This window comes from Mycobacterium sp. NGS58 (genome assembly GCF_059812385.1).
In genome coordinates this window covers 84,988-101,242 of the sequence record NZ_JCALCO010000023.1, presented here as the reverse complement: position 1 = coordinate 101,242, position 16,255 = coordinate 84,988, and the positions used below count along the sequence as shown (strand labels likewise).

Here is a 16,255-nt window from a genome sequence, read left to right as displayed (position 1 = left end):
AGCCCATCGGCGCCGGACGGGTGAGCCGGTTGATCAGCCGGCGGCTGCGCCGCGCGCTGGAGCATCGCGACCGCACCTGTGTGGTGCCCGGTTGTGGCGCCACCCGTGGTCTGCACGCCCATCACCTGCGGCACTGGGAGGACGGCGGCCCCACCGAGTTGGCCAACCTGGTGCTGCTGTGCCCGTATCATCACCGGTTGCACCATCGCGGCGTGCTCACCATCACCGGACCCCCAGGCGCGCTGACGGTCACCGACAGCTCCGGCCGCTTGCTGAGCCCGGGATCACTGGCACGCCCACCCACCCAGCCCCCGCCCGCGGTGGCGCCGTGTCCGGGACCGACCGGCGAGCGCGCCCACTGGTGGTGGTATCAACCCTTCCAACCCCAACCACCACCCACAAACAACTAGCCGAGTTACCGGAACCGGCCACCACGGCAACGCGTCGAAGACCAAATATGTTGGGGTGTCAAGGAAACGTCTTGAGCCGCGTCCAGCGTGCCAGCGCGACAGCGAGTTACGAGCGCCGATCTGCAGGCCGATCAGCCAGACCCGCGATTATTTCGGTGGTGAGTAATTGCGGACAGTCGAGAGTCAACACCCGCCCGAATGCGGCAACAGCGCGGCTGCCGGACCGCCCCGTGAGATGACCTTCACCGATCAAAATGGGGTAACGCTTCGTCAGCGCAGCATGGTGGCGACGATCCCGGCGAGGTAACCGAGCCGGGCGACCTCCGAGGGCCGAAATTCCGGGCCGGGACGGCCAAGCACCACCGCGGTGTGCGGGTCACCCAACGGGGCCGCGACCATCGTCACGTCCATGTCGCGCCATGCCTCCGGCACCCACTCGGCGCTGCCATCCAGAGTCGCGGCCCGCTCCAAAGGCAGCCACGGGGCCGAGTCCGCTTTCGTCTCCGGGGCTCCCGGACTGCCGGCCAGGCGCTGCAGCTCGCCACCCGAACTGCGCAGCACCGTGCACCAGCTGACGCGCAGGACCTTGGGCGCCTCGTTGGCGAGAACCTGTAGTCGTGCCGCTTTGCCGCCGGCCGCCGCGATGTGGTCGAGGAGCTCGAGCTCACGATGCGCTTCCAGCAGGCCGGTGTGCGGACGCACGCTGTCCACCCGGACACCGGACAGGGACTCGGCGGCGGTGATCAGTGCGTCCGGCATCGCCCCCGGCGGCAGTTCGATCACCAGGTCGTCGGTCGCATAGCCCGAGCTGCGGTCCACGACGTCGAGCGACAAAATGTCGGCCCCCACCGAACCGAGCGCCACCGCGAGCGACCCCAGGCTTCCCGGCCGGTCGACAAGCTCGATGCGCAACAGATAGGAGGGCACGGCCAACACTGTCGCATAAGGATGTGTCGACGGCATTTCGGCTCGACTCACCCGCGCGATCGGCAACGGGCGTGCGGCGCGCCCTGCGCCCGCGGCTAGGCTTTCGGATCGTGTCCCAGATCTCCCGCGACGAGGTAGCGCACCTGGCTCGGCTGTCTCGGCTGGCGCTGACCGACAGCGAGCTCGACAGCTTCGCCGGCCAACTTGACGCCATCCTGACCCACGTCAGCCAGGTGCAGGCGGTCGACGTCACCGGCGTCGAAGCGACCGACAACCCGCTGAAAGACGTCAACGTCACCCGGCCCGACGAGCCGACACCGTGTCTGACGCAGGCCGAAGCGCTGGCCGAGGCGCCCGAGGCTGTCGACGGCCGCTTCGCGGTCCCGCAGATCCTCGGAGACAGCGAGTGAACGAGATCATCCAGTCCGACGCCGCCACGCTTGCCGCCCGGATCGCCGCCAAAGAGGTGTCGTCGGTCGAGGTCACCCAGGCGTGCCTGGACCAGATCCAGGCGACCGACGACCGCTACCACGCCTTCCTGCACGTGGCGGCCGACGAGGCGCTGGGCGCGGCCGCCGTCGTCGACGAGGCGGTGGCCGCCGGGGAACGGCTTCCGTCACCGCTGGCCGGCGTTCCGCTGGCGCTCAAAGACGTCTTCACCACGGTCGACATGCCCACGACCTGCGGATCCAAGATCCTCGAGGGCTGGCGTTCACCGTACGACGCCACAGTCACCTCGCGGTTGCGCGCCGCCGGAATCCCGATCCTGGGCAAGACCAACATGGACGAGTTCGCGATGGGCAGCTCGACCGAGAACTCCGCCTACGGCCCGACCCGCAATCCTTGGGACGTGGAGCGGGTGCCCGGCGGCTCCGGGGGTGGCAGCGCCGCCGCGCTGGCCGCGTTCCAGGCCCCGCTGGCCATCGGGTCCGACACCGGAGGCTCCATCCGGCAGCCCGCCGCGCTCACCGCGACCGTGGGAGTCAAGCCCACCTACGGCACGGTGTCGCGGTACGGCCTGGTGGCGTGCGCGTCGTCTCTGGATCAGGGCGGCCCGTGCGCGCGCACGGTGCTCGATACCGCTCTACTGCACCAGGTGATCGCCGGACACGACAGCAGCGACTCGACGTCCGTCGACGCGGCGGTGCCCGATGTCGTCGGCGCCGCGAAAGCGGGCGCGGCGGGTGACCTCAAGGGCGTGCGCGTCGGTGTGGTCAAGCAGCTGCGGGGCGAGGGTTACCAGCCGGGCGTGCTCAGAGCTTTTGAGGCCGCCGTCGAGCAGCTGACCGCCCTGGGCGCCGAAGTGACCGAGGTTGACTGCCCGCACTTCGATTACGCGCTGGCCGCCTACTACCTGATCCTGCCGTCGGAGGTGTCGAGCAACCTGGCCCGCTTCGACGCGATGCGCTACGGGCTGCGGGTCGGCGACGACGGCAGCCACAGCGCCGAGGAAGTCATGGCGATGACGCGGGCCGCCGGCTTCGGGCCGGAGGTCAAGCGGCGCATCATAATCGGCACCTATGCGCTGTCGGCCGGTTACTACGATGCCTATTACAACCAGGCGCAAAAGGTGCGTACCCTGATCGCCCGCGACCTGGACGAGGCCTATCGTTCGGTGGACGTGGTGGTGTCGCCCGCAACCCCGACCACGGCGTTCCGGCTGGGTGAGAAGGTCGACGATCCGCTGGCGATGTATCTGTTCGATCTGTGCACGCTGCCGCTGAATCTGGCCGGCCACTGCGGCATGTCGGTGCCCGCCGGCCTGTCGCCGGACGACGACCTGCCGGTCGGCCTGCAGATCATGGCGCCCGCGCTGGCCGACGACCGGCTCTACCGGGTCGGCGCCGCCTACGAGGCGGCCCGCGGACCGCTGCCGTCGGCGCGCACCGTGGGGTAGTGGCGATCGCGAGCGCGGCGCAGCCGGGCGAAGCGGGTCGCCACCGTGGGGAGTGTCGCCGGCTAATCACGCCATAAGGCCGCCGCCCCAGGCAAGATGAGGGGATGCGGATCGGAGTGCTCACCGGAGGCGGCGACTGCCCCGGGCTCAACGCGGTCATCCGGGCAGTGGTGCGAACGTGCGACTCCCGATACGGCTCGTCGGTGGTCGGATTTCAGGACGGCTGGCGCGGATTGCTGGAGAACCGACGCGTCCAGCTGCAGAACGACGACCGCAACGACCGCCTGCTTGCCAAGGGCGGAACCATGCTGGGCACCGCCCGGGTGCATCCCGACAAACTGCGGGCCGGGCTGAGTCAGATCAAGCAGACCCTCGACGACAACGGGATCGACGTCCTGATCCCGATCGGCGGCGAAGGCACGCTGACCGCCGCGCACTGGCTCTCGGAGGAGAACGTGCCCGTGGTTGGTGTGCCCAAGACGATCGACAACGACATCGATTGTACTGACGTGACTTTCGGTCACGACACCGCGTTGACCGTCGCCACCGACGCCATCGACCGGTTGCACAGCACCGCCGAATCGCACCAGCGGGTGATGCTGGTCGAGGTGATGGGCCGCCATGCCGGCTGGATCGCGCTGAACGCCGGCCTGGCGTCGGGCGCGCACATGACGCTGATCCCCGAGCAACCCTTCGACGTCGAAGAGGTATGTCGCCTCGTCAAAAGGCGCTTCCAGCGCGGAGATTCGCACTTCATCTGCGTCGTCGCCGAGGGCGCCAAACCCATCCCTGGATCGATTGCGTTGCGGGAAGGCGGGATTGACGAATTCGGCCACGAGAAGTTCACCGGCGTGGCCGCCCAGCTCGGCGCCGAAGTGGAGAAGCGGATCAATAAAGACGTCCGGGTCACCGTGCTTGGCCACGTCCAGCGGGGCGGCACCCCGACCGCCTACGACCGGGTACTGGCCACCCGGTTCGGGGTGAACGCGGCCGACGCCGCGCATGCCGGCGAATACGGCCAGATGGTGTCGCTGCGCGGGCAGGACATCGGCCGGGTGGCTCTGGCGGACGCGGTGCGTCAGCTCAAGCTGGTGCCGGAAAGCCGCTATGACGACGCGGCCGCGTTCTTCGGTTAACACGGCGCAGAGCAAACAATCGGTGGATCTGAGTGAACCAAGGCTTGAATTTGCCCGCTGATGGGCCAGGTGGTTCGCGATTGTCGCAGTTTGGTGGTTTCCGAAACGGCGCTTCGGGGTTATACCGGGAGTATGAATAACCGCGGTTCGACTCGCGGAATTACTCGACAATCCGCGAGAGCGGCGGCGCAGCCAAGCCCGCCGAACCACACGCCGGGTTGGCACAAGTGGCGCGGCGAGGGTGACTCCTCAGCGTCCACGGTGCCGCAGTCCCGCGGTCCGAACCAGCAGATGGACGGACCGCCGCAACCTGCGCCCGCCGCGCCGCCGCCTCGGCGGGCGCCGTCCCCGCCACGTCCCGAGCCGACGCTGGGCGCGACGGCGCTGGACCGCTTCGACATGCACAACACGGACGCCGAGGGATTTAACTGGCGGCAGCTGCTTCATCGCTTCACCGGGATTGAGATCGGCCCGGGCAAAGACGCGGCCTATGTGGCCGAGCTGCGGCAGCGTATCCGCGCGAACGTCGGCGGCGCGTTCCCTATCGCCGTACTCAACCTCAAGGGCGGGGTCGGCAAGACGGCGGTAGTGGAGGCGCTCGGGTCGACATTCGCCGCCGTGCGCGACGACAGAGTGCTTGCCCTCGACATCGACGCCGGAGACCTGTCGGAGCGCCACGGCCGCCGCAACCCGCACAGCCTGGCCGACTTGCTGCACGGCAACCCGGCGGCGCAATACGAGGACATCCGGGCGCTGACTTACATGAACGGCTTTGGGCTGGAAGTGCTCGGGTTGCCGGACACCGACTGGCGACTGGAGCGCCGCGACATGTTGCGAGCCTTCTCGATGCTGCGCAACCAGTATTCACTGGTATTGGTCGACTGTGTCAAAACGCTCAATTCCGCTGTGATGGACGCTGTCTTACCGGAATCGCGGGCCCTGGTTGTGGTCACCAGCCCCGCCATCGATGCGGTACGTAAGACCCGGAACACACTGGAGTGGTTGTGCCACAACGGGTATCAATCGTTGATGCAGTGGACCGTGCTGGCCATCAATCACGTCGAGCCAGCCAAGGTGGACGGTGTGGCGGTCACCGAACTCGACCGACTGTCCGCGCGCGTCGGTGCCACGGTGGTGCTGCCATTCGATCGGCATGTGCACGATGGCCGAAAGATCGCGCTGGACCGGATGAGCAAGGAGAGCCGTCGCAGCTATCTGGAGATGGCGGCCGTGCTGTCCGATATGTTCCCGGGCAGGGAAGGGCAGCCCGACCGATTCCCGGTGGCGTAATCCCTGCGCAAGGACCCGCTTCGCCCGGCGCCGCCGCGCTCGCGATCACCACTAGGATCGAGCGCATGAGTGTTGCCGCCAGCGCCGATCTGATGGACTTCGACGACGTCATCGCGCGTTTCGATCCGGTACTCGGCCTCGAGGTGCATGTGGAGCTGTCCACCGTCACCAAGATGTTCTGCGGCTGCACCACCGCATTCGGCGCCGAACCCAACACTCAGGTGTGCCCGGTGTGCCTCGGTCTGCCGGGGTCGCTGCCGGTGCTCAACCAGAGCGCGGTCGAGTCGGCCATTCGCATCGGGCTGGCGCTGAACTGCGAGATCGTGCCGTGGTGCCGCTTCGCCCGGAAGAACTACTTCTACCCGGACCAGCCCAAGAACTACCAGATCTCGCAGTACGACGAGCCCATCGCCGTCAACGGCTACCTGGAGGCCCCGCTGGAGGACGGCACCACCTGGCGGGTCGAGATCGAGCGCGCACACATGGAGGAAGACACCGGCAAGCTCACCCACATCGGCAGCGAGACCGGCCGAATCCACGGCGCTACCACGTCGCTGATCGACTACAACCGCGCCGGCGTGCCATTGATCGAGATCGTCACCAAGCCCATCGAAGGTGCCGGGGCACGGGCGCCGCAGATCGCCCGCGCCTATGTAACGGCATTGCGAGATCTGCTGCGCGCCTTGGCCGTATCCGACGTCCGCATGGATCAGGGCTCCATGAGGTGTGACTCCAACGTATCCTTGAAGCCGATCGGGACGACCGCGTTCGGCACCCGGACCGAGACCAAGAACGTCAACTCACTGAAAAGTGTCGAGGTGGCGGTGCGCTACGAAATGCAGCGCCAGGCCGCGGTTTTGGCATCCGGCGGTCGAATCATCCAGGAAACGCGGCACTTTCATGAGGCCGGCGGCTACACGAGTCCGGGCCGCACCAAGGAGACCGCCGAGGATTACCGGTACTTCCCCGAGCCGGACCTGGAGCCCGTTGCGCCCAGCCGGGAACTGATCGAGCAGCTACGCCAAACCATTCCGGAGCTGCCGTGGTTGAGCCGCAAACGCATCCAGGACGAGTGGGGCATTTCCGACGAGGTGATGCGCGACCTGGTCAATGCCGGTGCGATCGAATTGGTCACCGAGACCATCGGGCACGGCGCGTCCAGCGAGCAGGCCCGCGCCTGGTGGGGAAACTTCCTGATGCAGAAGGCCAATGAGGCCAACGTGGCGCTGAATGAGCTGGGCATCACGCCCGCACAGGTCGCCGCGGTAGTGGCGCTGGTCGACGAAGGCAAGCTGTCGACAAAGCTGGCCCGCCAGGTGGTCGAGGGTGTATTGGCCGGGGAGGGCGAGCCGGAAGAAGTGGTGACCGCCCGGGGCCTGGCGCTGGTGCGCGACGACTCCGTGACCCAGGCCGCGGTGGACGAGGCGTTGGCCGCCAATCCCGATGTGGCAGAGAAGATCCGCGGCGGCAAGGTCGCCGCGGCCGGCGCGATCGTCGGCGCGGTGATGAAGGCCACTCGCGGCCAGGCCGACGCGGCACGGGTGCGCGAACTGGTGTTGGCCGCCTGCGGCCAGGGCTAGCGGGCTGATCGTCCGCCACAACGATGCGAGAGCGGTCAGCTCTTGTCGTCGCTGTTGCGCGGGAATCCGCCGCCCTGCGGGAAGAGCGGGAACACGACGTCGTCAAGCTTCTCGGCGTCTCCGGCCGTCTTGTTAACGGTTGCGCCCCAAACGTTCCCATCAGGCGACATGCGCAACGCCCAGGCGTGCGCGTGGGTGTCTTTGCGGACCACGTCGGGTTCACCGGTCACCGCGCCGGTGGCGGGCGCCAGCCGGACCGCGACCGTCAGCTTCGTGTTGATCAGGTTGACCAACACGGTCCCGTCCATCGCCGCGCACCCGGCCACACCCGGTTTGTCCGGCCAGGTCCACACCGTGGAGACGTCCGACGTTTTGGTGATGCGCTGCAAACGATCTGCCGTCGGGGTGCGGTCGGCGACATACAGTGAGCCGTCGACCGGGTCGGTGCACAGGCCGCCGCCGGCACCCACGCCGGACAGCGCCGTCGTCGGTGGCGCCTGGCCCACGGTGGTGGGCTGCTCGATCCGCAACACCTTGCCCGCCAACGATTTGGGGTCGGCGGCCAGCGCCGGATTGCCCGCGTCGCCGGTCATCACGACCAGCGTGGTGGGACTGGTGAAGATCAACGCTCCGGTGTTCCCGGTGGCGCCCTTCGGGATTCCGGTCAGGATGTCCTTGGGGATGTCGTCGTCGGCCACGCGGATGACCCGGTTGTCGGTCGGCGTGCTGATGTAGGCGTACATCAGGCGGTCCTGCTTGTAGGTGGGCGACATGACGATGTCCATCAAGCCGCCATCGCCCGAGCCGTCCACCGGAATCACGGTCTTCACCTTCGGCTCGGCGCTCACCGAGATCTCCTTGACCGCGCCGGTGGTGCGCTCCGCGACGAGCGCGGTCTTGCTGTCGGGGCCCATGATCAGGCCGCTGGTGCTCTCCAGGCAGCCCTGCATCACCCCGGGCGCGGGACAGGCCTTGGGGAACGGCGTGGGCGGCAGCGGCGGCGGCGGGGGAGGCGTCGAGCTGGGCTGCGGCTTCAGCTCGGGGGCGGTGGTGAAGGGTTGCGATTGGGCGTCGTCGAAGCGCGCACACCCGCTCGTCACCAGCACGAGGGCACACAGCGCGGCGAACCCGCGCCGAACCGACCGCCTCGATCGCCCTACTCGCATGATCGTCAGGCTACGGACAGCGCCAGCGGTGCCGCCACACACGTCCCTGTTGTCCGCCGCCGGACAGCCGGACTGACCGGTTTGCCACCCGGATCCGGCACCGCCGCGTACGGACCGGCGATCGCCCGTCCGGGGCCGCCGGGACCGGTTTGCGGGCCGATTTGGGGCCGATCGGGGCCGTTTGGCGGCAAAACCGCCGATTGCCAGGCGAAAGCGCCGCTCAAATCCCCAATTCAGGAACGAATGCCCTTACCCTGTCACCCGTGACCAGTCAACCGAATGACGCACATTGGCAAAGGCCCGGCGAATCCCCGGAGCCGACCCCGGGACGCCCCGCCTCGGCGCGGCTGGTCGATCCCGAAGATGACCTGACGCCAGTCGGCTACCCCGGCGACTTCAACCCGTCGACCGGGACCACCACGGTTATTCCCTACGGCGCCGCTGTCGCCGGCTCCGGCGCCGGAGGCTACAACCTGCTCGAACAGCAGGAGCCCTTGCCCTACGTCCAGCCGCATTCGGGGGTCCGGCATGATGCCGAATCCGCCGAGACGGACGACGACGAACACCATGACCGCTTCCACGATGTCGGCCGGCGGGGCACGCAGCATCTCGGTTTGCTGCTGCTGCGCGTCGGGTTGGGCGTGGTGCTCGGTGCTCACGGACTGCAGAAGCTGTTCGGTTGGTGGGGCGGGTCGGGAGTCGCGGGGTTCAGGAACTCACTGTCCGACGTCGGCTACCAACACGCCGACATCCTCGCCTACGTGAGCGCCGGCGGGGAGGCCGTGGCGGGCGCGCTGCTGATACTCGGCCTGTTCACCCCCCTCGCGGCGGCCGGTGCGCTGGCATTTTTGATCAACGGTCTGCTGGCCAGCGTCTCGGCACGGCCGCACTCGCGCACCTTCTCGTACTTCCTGCCCGAAGGCCACGAGTACCAGATCACCCTGATCGTCATGGCCGCCGCTGTCGTGCTGTGCGGTCCCGGCCGCTACGGCCTGGACGTTCGCCGCGGTTGGGCGCATCGGCCGTTCATCGGGTCCTTTGTCGCCCTGCTGGCCGGCATCGCGGCCGGTGTCGGACTGTGGGTGGCGCTCAACGGCGTGAATCCGATCGGCTGACCGCCTGATTCACTGGTACGGGTTCGGCACCCGCCCGGCGCTAGCCTCAGTCAGCTCCGGCAGGGTGGAGAACGTCACCGCGGGCAGCCGCAGCTCGCCGCCGCTCTTCAGGCGGGCGCGTCCCCACGAACCGCGGTGAAAGCGCAGGCCGTCGATGTCTTCCCAGCGCACCGTCTGGCTTCCGAAAAGCGTGCGAACGGTCACGCCGTCGTCATCGGCGACGGTGCGTAACCGGATGATCATCGCCGATAGCACCACCGGAAGGATCAGCAGCGGAAGCGACGGCGGCCACAGCATCACCGGAATCAGCAACCCCAGGGTCAAAAATCCGACGGCCAGGTGCGCGATCGGTGACACCTTGATCACAACGGGCGCCGTGGAGGGAGTTTGGGGAGACGGACCGGTAGCCACCCCACCATCATTTCATCCGGCGCCACGCATCGACCCGGCGAGCGCCAAGCTGCCAACCCACCTGGTGAGCGGGGCGCCGACGGCCACGGATTTGACTGCTGAGCTGTGCGAAGGCTAGCGTCGGACGCTATGGATACCTCCGGAAAGCCCGGGATGCTCGTAGTAATTAGTCGGCGCGTTGGTGCCTGACTTGACCTTCAGCATCTGAAGCAATCCAGAACCAACGCGCAACCCTCGTGCAGCAGATGAGCTGTCGGGGGTTTTTTGTTGCCCCCAGCGAGACTCCCGAAATGAATAAGGACTGAACGACAGTGAGCGCTCCCATCAGGCAGCACGCCTCCGCGACGCCGGACGCCTCGGACATCGCCACGGACGCGGCCAGGCCGGCCGCGAGGTCCGCGCCCGCCAAGCCGAAACGTATCGGGCCCGAGCAACTTACCGGCGCACAGTCGGTGATCCGCTCGCTCGAGGAGCTCGGCGTAGAGGTCATCTTCGGCATTCCCGGCGGCGCGGTGCTGCCGGTCTATGACCCGCTGTTCGACTCCAAGAAGTTGCGCCACGTGCTCGTCCGCCACGAGCAGGGTGCCGGGCACGCCGCCAGCGGCTACGCGCACGCGACCGGCAAGGTCGGCGTCTGCATGGCGACGTCGGGGCCAGGGGCCACCAACCTGGTCACCCCGCTGGCCGACGCCCAGATGGACTCGATACCCGTCGTGGCCGTCACAGGCCAGGTCGGACGCTCGCTGATCGGCACCGACGCCTTCCAGGAAGCCGACATCTCGGGCATCACGATGCCGATCACCAAGCACAACTTCCTGGTGCGCTCGGGGAACGAGATCCCGCAGGTGCTCGCAGAGGCGTTCCACATCGCCTCCTCGGGCCGCCCCGGCGCGGTGCTCGTCGACATCCCCAAAGACGTGCTGCAGGGCCAGTGCACATTCAGCTGGCCGCCGCGCGTCAACCTGCCCGGATACAAGCCGAACACCAAACCGCACAGCCGGCAGATCCGCGAGGCCGCCAAGCTGATCGCGGCCGCCCGCAAACCGGTGCTCTACGTGGGCGGCGGTGTCATCCGCGGCGAGGCGACCGAGCAACTGTACGAGCTGGCCGAGCTGACCGGCATCCCCTTGGTGACCACGTTGATGGCGCGCGGGGCGTTCCCGGACAGCCACCCACAGCACATGGGCATGCCGGGCATGCACGGCACCGTCGCCGCGGTGGCGGCGCTGCAGCGCAGCGACCTGCTGATCGCGCTGGGGACCCGCTTCGATGACCGGGTGACCGGGAAGCTGGAAACCTTCGCCCCCGAAGCCAAGGTCATTCACGCCGACATCGACCCGGCCGAGATCGGCAAGAACCGTCACGCCGATGTGCCGATCGTCGGCGACGTCAAAGCCGTCATCGCCGAGCTGCTCGAGTTGCTGCGCCAGGACGGCATTCCCGGCAAGCTCGACATGACCGAGTGGTGGGCTTACCTGAACGACGTTCAATCCACCTACCCGCTGAGCTACGGGCCGCAGAGCGACGGCAGCCTGGGCCCGGAGTACGTCATCGAAAAGCTCGGCCAGCTCGCCGGTCCCGACGCCCTGTACGTCGCCGGCGTCGGCCAGCACCAGATGTGGGCGGCCCAATTCATCTCCTACGAAAAGCCGCGCACCTGGCTCAACTCCGGCGGGCTGGGCACCATGGGGTTTGCCATTCCGGCGGCCATGGGCGCCAAGATGGCTCGCCCGGACGCCGAGGTGTGGGCGATCGACGGCGATGGCTGCTTCCAGATGACCAACCAGGAGCTGGCCACCTGCGCGATCGAAGGTGTGCCGATCAAGGTGGCGCTGATCAACAACGGCAACCTGGGCATGGTGCGCCAGTGGCAGACCCTGTTCTACGAAGAGCGTTACTCGCAGACCGATCTGGCCACGCACTCGCATCGCATCCCGGACTTCGTGAAGCTCGCGGAGGCGCTGGGCTGCGTCGGATTGCGTTGCGAGCGTGAAGAAGACGTGGAAGACGTGATCAAGGCGGCGCGTGCGATCAACGACCGCCCGGTGGTGATCGACTTCATCGTCGGCGCCGACGCGCAGGTGTGGCCGATGGTGGCCGCCGGCACCAGCAATGACGAAATCCAGGCGGCGCGCGGAATCCGCCCGCTGTTCGACGACGAGAGCGAAGGCCACGCCTGATGAACACGCACACCCTGTCGGTGCTTGTCGAGGACAAACCCGGCGTGCTCGCCCGCGTGGCGGCGCTGTTCTCGCGGCGCGGGTTCAACATCGAATCGCTGGCCGTCGGTGCCACCGAGCAGAAGGACATGTCGCGGATGACCATCGTGGTCTCCGCGGAGGAGACCCCGCTCGAGCAGATCACCAAGCAGCTCAACAAACTGATCAACGTCATCAAGATCGTGGAGCTCGACGACGACAACTCGGTGTCACGCGAACTGGCGCTGATCAAAGTGCGCGCCGATGCCGGTATCCGCAGCCAGGTGATCGAAGCGGTGAATCTGTTCCGCGCCAAAGTGATTGACGTGTCGACGGAGGCGCTGACGATTGAGGCGACCGGTGACCGCGGCAAGATCGAGGCGCTGCTGCGGGTCCTGGAACCCTTCGGGATCCGCGAAATCGTCCAATCCGGGGTGGTGTCGTTGGCTCGCGGTCCGCGCGGAATCGGCACGGCCAAATAAGTTTTCAGCGCAAACAAGAAGGAGATAGTGAAGTGGCTAACCCGTCTGGGGAGACATTGCCGATGTTCTACGACGACGATGCGGACCTGACGATCATCCAGGGTCGCAAGGTCGGTGTCATCGGATACGGCAGCCAAGGACACGCGCACTCGCTGAGCCTGCGCGATTCCGGTGTGCAGGTGAAGGTGGGCCTCAAGGAGGGTTCGAAGTCGCGGGCCAAGGTCGAAGAGCAAGGGCTGGACGTCGATACCCCGGCCGAGGTCGCCAAGTGGGCCGACGTCATCATGCTGCTGGCGCCCGACACCGCTCAGGCCGACATCTTCAAGAACGACATCGAACCCAACCTGAAGGACGGCGACGCGTTGTTCTTCGGTCACGGGCTTAACATCCACTTCGACCTGATCAAGCCGCCGGCCGACGTGACCGTCGCGATGGTCGCGCCCAAGGGCCCCGGCCACCTGGTGCGCCGCCAGTTCGTCGACGGCAAGGGCGTGCCCTGCCTGATCGCCGTCGACCAGGACCCGACCGGGCAGGGCGAGGCGCTGGCGCTGTCGTACGCCAAGGCCATCGGCGGCACCCGCGCCGGTGTCATCAAGACCACCTTCAAGGACGAGACCGAGACCGACCTGTTCGGTGAGCAGGCCGTGTTGTGCGGTGGTACCGAGGAATTGGTGAAGACGGGCTTCGATGTGATGGTCGAGGCGGGCTACCCGCCCGAGATGGCCTACTTCGAGGTGTTGCACGAGCTCAAGCTGATCGTCGACCTGATGTACGAGGGCGGCATCGCACGGATGAACTACTCCGTGTCCGACACCGCGGAATTCGGCGGCTACCTCTCCGGTCCGCGGGTCATCGACGCGGGCACCAAGGAGCGGATGCGAGAGATCCTGCGTGACATCCAGAATGGCGACTTCACCAAGAAGCTGGTCGCCAACGTGGAGGGCGGCAACAAGCAACTCGAGCAGCTGCGCAAGGAAAACGCCGAGCACCCCATCGAAGTCACCGGCAAGAAGCTGCGCGACCTGATGAGCTGGGTCGACCGGCCGATCACCGAAACCGCTTAATCGCGTTGCGCCGAACGTGCACTCAGGGCGGATAGTCCGCGAGTCTTTCGCCTGAGTGCACGTTGTGGTGTTAGGACGCCGCGAGGCGTCCGGCGGTCTCCACCACCCGGCGAGCCAGGTGTTCGAGGGCAGTCCCGGTGGGCTCGTCGAATTCTTTGATGTTGTCGTGGGTGGTGAGCAGGCTCGCCCCGTAGGGATTGCCATCGACGAACTTGCACGGGTCCGTGTATCCCGGCGGCACGATGATGCCGCCGAAGTGCATGAGCGTGATGTACAGCGAGAGCAGGGTGGTTTCCTGACCGCCGTGGATGGTGTTGGACGACGTGAAGCCCGCATACACCTTGTCCGCCAGCTTGCCCTGCGCCCACAGCCCGCCCAGCGAGTCGAGGAAGGCGCGCAATTGCGCTGCCGGAGAACCGAACCGGGTCGGTGAACCGAAGATCACCGCATCGGCCCAGACGATGTCGTCGCCGGTGGCGGACGGAAGGTCTTTGGTGGCCTCATAGTTCGCCGTCCAGGCCGGGTTGTGGGCGAACGACTCGGGATCGTGCGTTTCGGCGACATGCCTCAGGCGGACGTCGGCCCCCGCCGATTCGGCCGCGGCGCAAACGCGCTGCGCCATCGTGGTGCCGTGGCCGGTGGCCGAGTAGTAGATGATCGCAAGTTTCGTCACCGCGTCATCGTAGGACGCAAATCCGGAATCCCGGGCGCTCCGGCGCCGGAAGGCCGCGGGCGGTGGCGGGCAGGTCGGTGAACAACGGCGACGCGACGGCCCAGCAGATGTCGTGCCGGTCGGGTGCGGTGCGCGCACCTCGAAGGTCGGTTGAGCTTCGACGACCTGCAGTTTCGGGCCGGCCTGGGGGCGGATTACGGCACCGGTCAGCCCGTTACGTCCGCTGCCGACGACGGTGACGTCCACCCCTGAATTCCAGCCGATAGGCTGGCCGGGTGAATCTGCCTGTTGTACTCATTGCCGACAAGCTTGCCGAATCCACCGTCGCAGCCCTGGGCGACCAGGTCGAGGTGCGCTGGGTCGACGGCCCCGATCGCGAGAAGCTGCTGGCGGCCGTGCCCGAGGCCGACGCGCTGCTGGTACGTTCGGCCACCACCGTCGACGCCGAGGTGCTGGCGGCGGCGCCCAAGCTGAAGATCGTCGCCCGCGCCGGTGTGGGCTTGGACAACGTCGACGTCGACGCCGCCACCGAGCGCGGTGTGCTGGTGGTCAACGCGCCGACGTCGAACATCCACAGCGCCGCCGAGCACGCCTTGGCGCTGCTGCTGTCCGCCGCCCGGCAGGTCCCGGCCGCCGATGCCTCACTGCGCGAGCACGCCTGGAAGCGGTCGTCCTTCTCCGGCACCGAGATCTTCGGCAAGACGGTCGGCGTTGTCGGCCTCGGCCGGATCGGGCAGCTGGTCGCCCAGCGGCTCAGCGCCTTCGGCACCCACCTGATCGCCTACGACCCCTACGTGTCGCCGGCCCGCGCCGCACAGTTGGGCATCGAGCTGCTGACGCTGGACGAACTGCTGACCCGCGCCGACTTCATCTCGGTGCACCTGCCGAAGACGCCCGAAACCGCGGGCCTGATCGACAAGGACGCGCTGGCGAAGACCAAACCGGGCGTCATCATCGTCAACGCGGCCCGTGGTGGTCTGGTGGACGAGGCCGCGCTGGCCGACGCGGTGCGCAGTGGCCACGTCCGCGCGGCAGGTCTGGATGTCTTCTCCAAAGAGCCGTGCACCGACAGCCCGTTGTTCGAGCTGCCGCAAGTGGTGGTCACGCCGCATCTGGGGGCGTCGACCGAAGAGGCGCAGGACCGGGCCGGCACCGATGTCGCCGCAAGCGTGAAACTCGCCCTGGCCGGGGAATTCGTTCCCGACGCGGTCAACGTCGGCGGTGGGGTGGTCAACGAGGAGGTTGCGCCCTGGCTGGACCTGGTGCGCAAGCTCGGGGTGCTGGCCGCCACGCTGTCCGATGGCCCGCCGGTGTCGCTGTCTGTGCAGGTGCGCGGCGAGCTTGCCTCCGAAGACGTTGAGGTGCTTAAGCTTTCGGCGCTGCGCGGATTGTTCTCGGCCGTCGTCGAGGGGCCGGTGACGTTCGTCAACGCCCCGGCGCTCGCCGAAGAGCGTGGCATCATCGCCGAAATCGGCACCGCATCGGAAAGCCCGAACCACCGCAGCGTGGTCGACGTCCGTGCGGTCGCGCACGACGGCACCGCCGTCAACGTCGCGGGCACCCTGTCCGGCCCGCAGCTCGTGGAGAAGATCGTGCAGATCAACGGCCGCAACTTCGATCTGCGCGCCCAGGGCATCAACCTGGTCATCAACTATGTCGACCAGCCCGGGGCGCTGGGCAAGATCGGCACCCTGCTGGGGTCGGCCGGGGTGAACATCGAAGCGGCGCAGCTCTCGGAGGACGCCGAGGGCCCGAGTGCGACGATCCTGCTGCGGCTGGACCAAGCCGTGCCGGGCGACGTGCGGGCCGAAATCGGCGCGGCCGTCGGCGCCAACAAGCTTGAGGTGGTTGATCTTTCGTGACCCGCCCCGGCGACGACGCGAAGCGAAGCGACGAGGAGCGGCTC

15 protein-coding genes and 1 pseudogene are annotated in these 16,255 nt (G+C 67.5%); 11 read left to right on the top strand and 5 right to left on the bottom strand.

From position 1 onward, the window contains the following. Positions 1-410, top strand: a 410-nt coding sequence (locus AC5Y4H_RS20465) for an HNH endonuclease signature motif containing protein (protein ID WP_499984430.1), incomplete at its 5' end; no start/stop codon positions are given. A gap of 270 nt (positions 411-680) precedes the next feature. On the opposite strand, the gene AC5Y4H_RS20460 is transcribed toward AC5Y4H_RS20465, so the two are convergent. Further along, positions 681-1,337 (bottom strand): ACT domain-containing protein, encoded by a 657-nt coding sequence (locus AC5Y4H_RS20460; protein ID WP_499984428.1) that lies wholly within the window; start codon positions 1,335-1,337, stop codon positions 681-683. Positions 1,338-1,447: 110 nt separating this feature from the next. Here AC5Y4H_RS20460 and gatC point away from each other — a divergent pair, with 110 nt between their 5' ends. The 5 genes from gatC to gatB all read left to right on the top strand — a co-directional run bounded on the left by gatC (position 1,448) and on the right by gatB (position 7,240). After that, positions 1,448-1,747, top strand: coding sequence for an Asp-tRNA(Asn)/Glu-tRNA(Gln) amidotransferase subunit GatC (gene gatC, locus AC5Y4H_RS20455; protein WP_499984426.1), 300 nt, complete (start codon positions 1,448-1,450; stop codon positions 1,745-1,747). Then, positions 1,744-3,234, top strand: a complete 1,491-nt coding sequence (gene gatA / locus AC5Y4H_RS20450; protein ID WP_499984424.1) for an Asp-tRNA(Asn)/Glu-tRNA(Gln) amidotransferase subunit GatA — start codon at positions 1,744-1,746, stop codon at positions 3,232-3,234. Before gatC ends, gatA begins: the two co-directional genes overlap by 4 nt. Positions 3,235-3,338: 104 nt before the next feature. Beyond that, positions 3,339-4,370: an ATP-dependent 6-phosphofructokinase gene (locus tag AC5Y4H_RS20445; RefSeq protein WP_499984421.1), complete on the top strand. Its 1,032-nt coding sequence runs from the start codon at positions 3,339-3,341 to the stop codon at positions 4,368-4,370. Between the two features lie 291 nt (positions 4,371-4,661). Next, positions 4,662-5,660 (top strand): MinD/ParA family ATP-binding protein, encoded by a 999-nt coding sequence (locus tag AC5Y4H_RS20440; RefSeq protein WP_499984419.1) that lies wholly within the window; start codon positions 4,662-4,664, stop codon positions 5,658-5,660. Positions 5,661-5,725: 65 nt separating this feature from the next. Beyond that, complete coding sequence (gene gatB, locus AC5Y4H_RS20435; RefSeq protein WP_499984416.1) at positions 5,726-7,240, top strand: Asp-tRNA(Asn)/Glu-tRNA(Gln) amidotransferase subunit GatB; 1,515 nt, start codon at positions 5,726-5,728, stop codon at positions 7,238-7,240. Between the two features lie 35 nt (positions 7,241-7,275). On the opposite strand, the gene AC5Y4H_RS20430 is transcribed toward gatB, so the two are convergent. After that, positions 7,276-8,406 (bottom strand): PQQ-dependent sugar dehydrogenase, encoded by a 1,131-nt coding sequence (locus AC5Y4H_RS20430; protein WP_499984413.1) that lies wholly within the window; start codon positions 8,404-8,406, stop codon positions 7,276-7,278. A 263-nt stretch (positions 8,407-8,669) separates the two neighbouring features. On the opposite strand from AC5Y4H_RS20430, the gene AC5Y4H_RS20425 reads away from it, so the two are divergent. Continuing rightward, positions 8,670-9,521 (top strand): DoxX family protein, encoded by an 852-nt coding sequence (locus tag AC5Y4H_RS20425; RefSeq protein ID WP_499984411.1) that lies wholly within the window; start codon positions 8,670-8,672, stop codon positions 9,519-9,521. Between the two features lie 9 nt (positions 9,522-9,530). On the opposite strand, the gene AC5Y4H_RS20420 is transcribed toward AC5Y4H_RS20425, so the two are convergent. Beyond that, entirely contained in the window at positions 9,531-9,887 is a 357-nt protein-coding gene (locus tag AC5Y4H_RS20420) for a PH domain-containing protein (protein WP_499984453.1), read from the bottom strand. 356 nt (positions 9,888-10,243) lie between these two features. On the opposite strand from AC5Y4H_RS20420, the gene AC5Y4H_RS20415 reads away from it, so the two are divergent. From AC5Y4H_RS20415 to ilvC, 3 genes are all read left to right on the top strand, one after another. Further along, positions 10,244-12,112: an acetolactate synthase large subunit gene (locus AC5Y4H_RS20415; protein WP_499984409.1), complete on the top strand. Its 1,869-nt coding sequence runs from the start codon at positions 10,244-10,246 to the stop codon at positions 12,110-12,112. Further along, positions 12,112-12,612 carry an acetolactate synthase small subunit gene (gene ilvN, locus AC5Y4H_RS20410; protein WP_499984406.1) on the top strand — a complete coding sequence of 167 codons (501 nt, stop codon included), beginning with the start codon at positions 12,112-12,114 and terminating at the stop codon, positions 12,610-12,612. The genes AC5Y4H_RS20415 and ilvN overlap by 1 nt, the downstream gene beginning before the upstream one ends. A gap of 62 nt (positions 12,613-12,674) precedes the next feature. After that, the gene (gene ilvC, locus AC5Y4H_RS20405) at positions 12,675-13,676 is read left to right on the top strand and encodes a ketol-acid reductoisomerase (RefSeq protein ID WP_499984451.1); all 1,002 of its coding nucleotides are present in this window, start codon (positions 12,675-12,677) and stop codon (positions 13,674-13,676) included. A gap of 70 nt (positions 13,677-13,746) precedes the next feature. Here ilvC and wrbA read toward each other — a convergent pair whose 3' ends face one another. Beyond that, positions 13,747-14,349, bottom strand: coding sequence for an NAD(P)H:quinone oxidoreductase (wrbA, locus tag AC5Y4H_RS20400; RefSeq protein ID WP_499984402.1), 603 nt, complete (start codon positions 14,347-14,349; stop codon positions 13,747-13,749). Between the two features lie 37 nt (positions 14,350-14,386). Then, positions 14,387-14,595: pseudogene (locus AC5Y4H_RS20395) on the bottom strand (dehydrogenase); the annotation flags it as partial. Between the two features lie 29 nt (positions 14,596-14,624). Between AC5Y4H_RS20395 and serA the strand changes: the two are divergent. Beyond that, positions 14,625-16,211 (top strand): phosphoglycerate dehydrogenase, encoded by a 1,587-nt coding sequence (serA, locus tag AC5Y4H_RS20390; protein WP_499984400.1) that lies wholly within the window; start codon positions 14,625-14,627, stop codon positions 16,209-16,211. The last annotated feature ends 44 nt before the right edge of the window (positions 16,212-16,255 follow it).

Excerpts from the sequence above, each read along its gene's own strand:
- AC5Y4H_RS20440 (WP_499984419.1), top strand. The coding sequence starts at position 4,662 with ATGGACGGACCGCCGCAACCTGCGCCCGCCGCGCCGCCGCCTCGGCGG.
- ilvN (WP_499984406.1), top strand. The coding sequence starts at position 12,112 with ATGAACACGCACACCCTGTCGGTGCTTGTCGAGGACAAACCCGGCGTG.
- ilvC (WP_499984451.1), top strand. The coding sequence starts at position 12,675 with ATGTTCTACGACGACGATGCGGACCTGACGATCATCCAGGGTCGCAAG.
- AC5Y4H_RS20445 (WP_499984421.1), top strand. The coding sequence starts at position 3,339 with ATGCGGATCGGAGTGCTCACCGGAGGCGGCGACTGCCCCGGGCTCAAC.
- AC5Y4H_RS20430 (WP_499984413.1), bottom strand. The coding sequence starts at position 8,406 with ATGCGAGTAGGGCGATCGAGGCGGTCGGTTCGGCGCGGGTTCGCCGCG.
- gatB (WP_499984416.1), top strand. The coding sequence starts at position 5,726 with ATGAGTGTTGCCGCCAGCGCCGATCTGATGGACTTCGACGACGTCATC.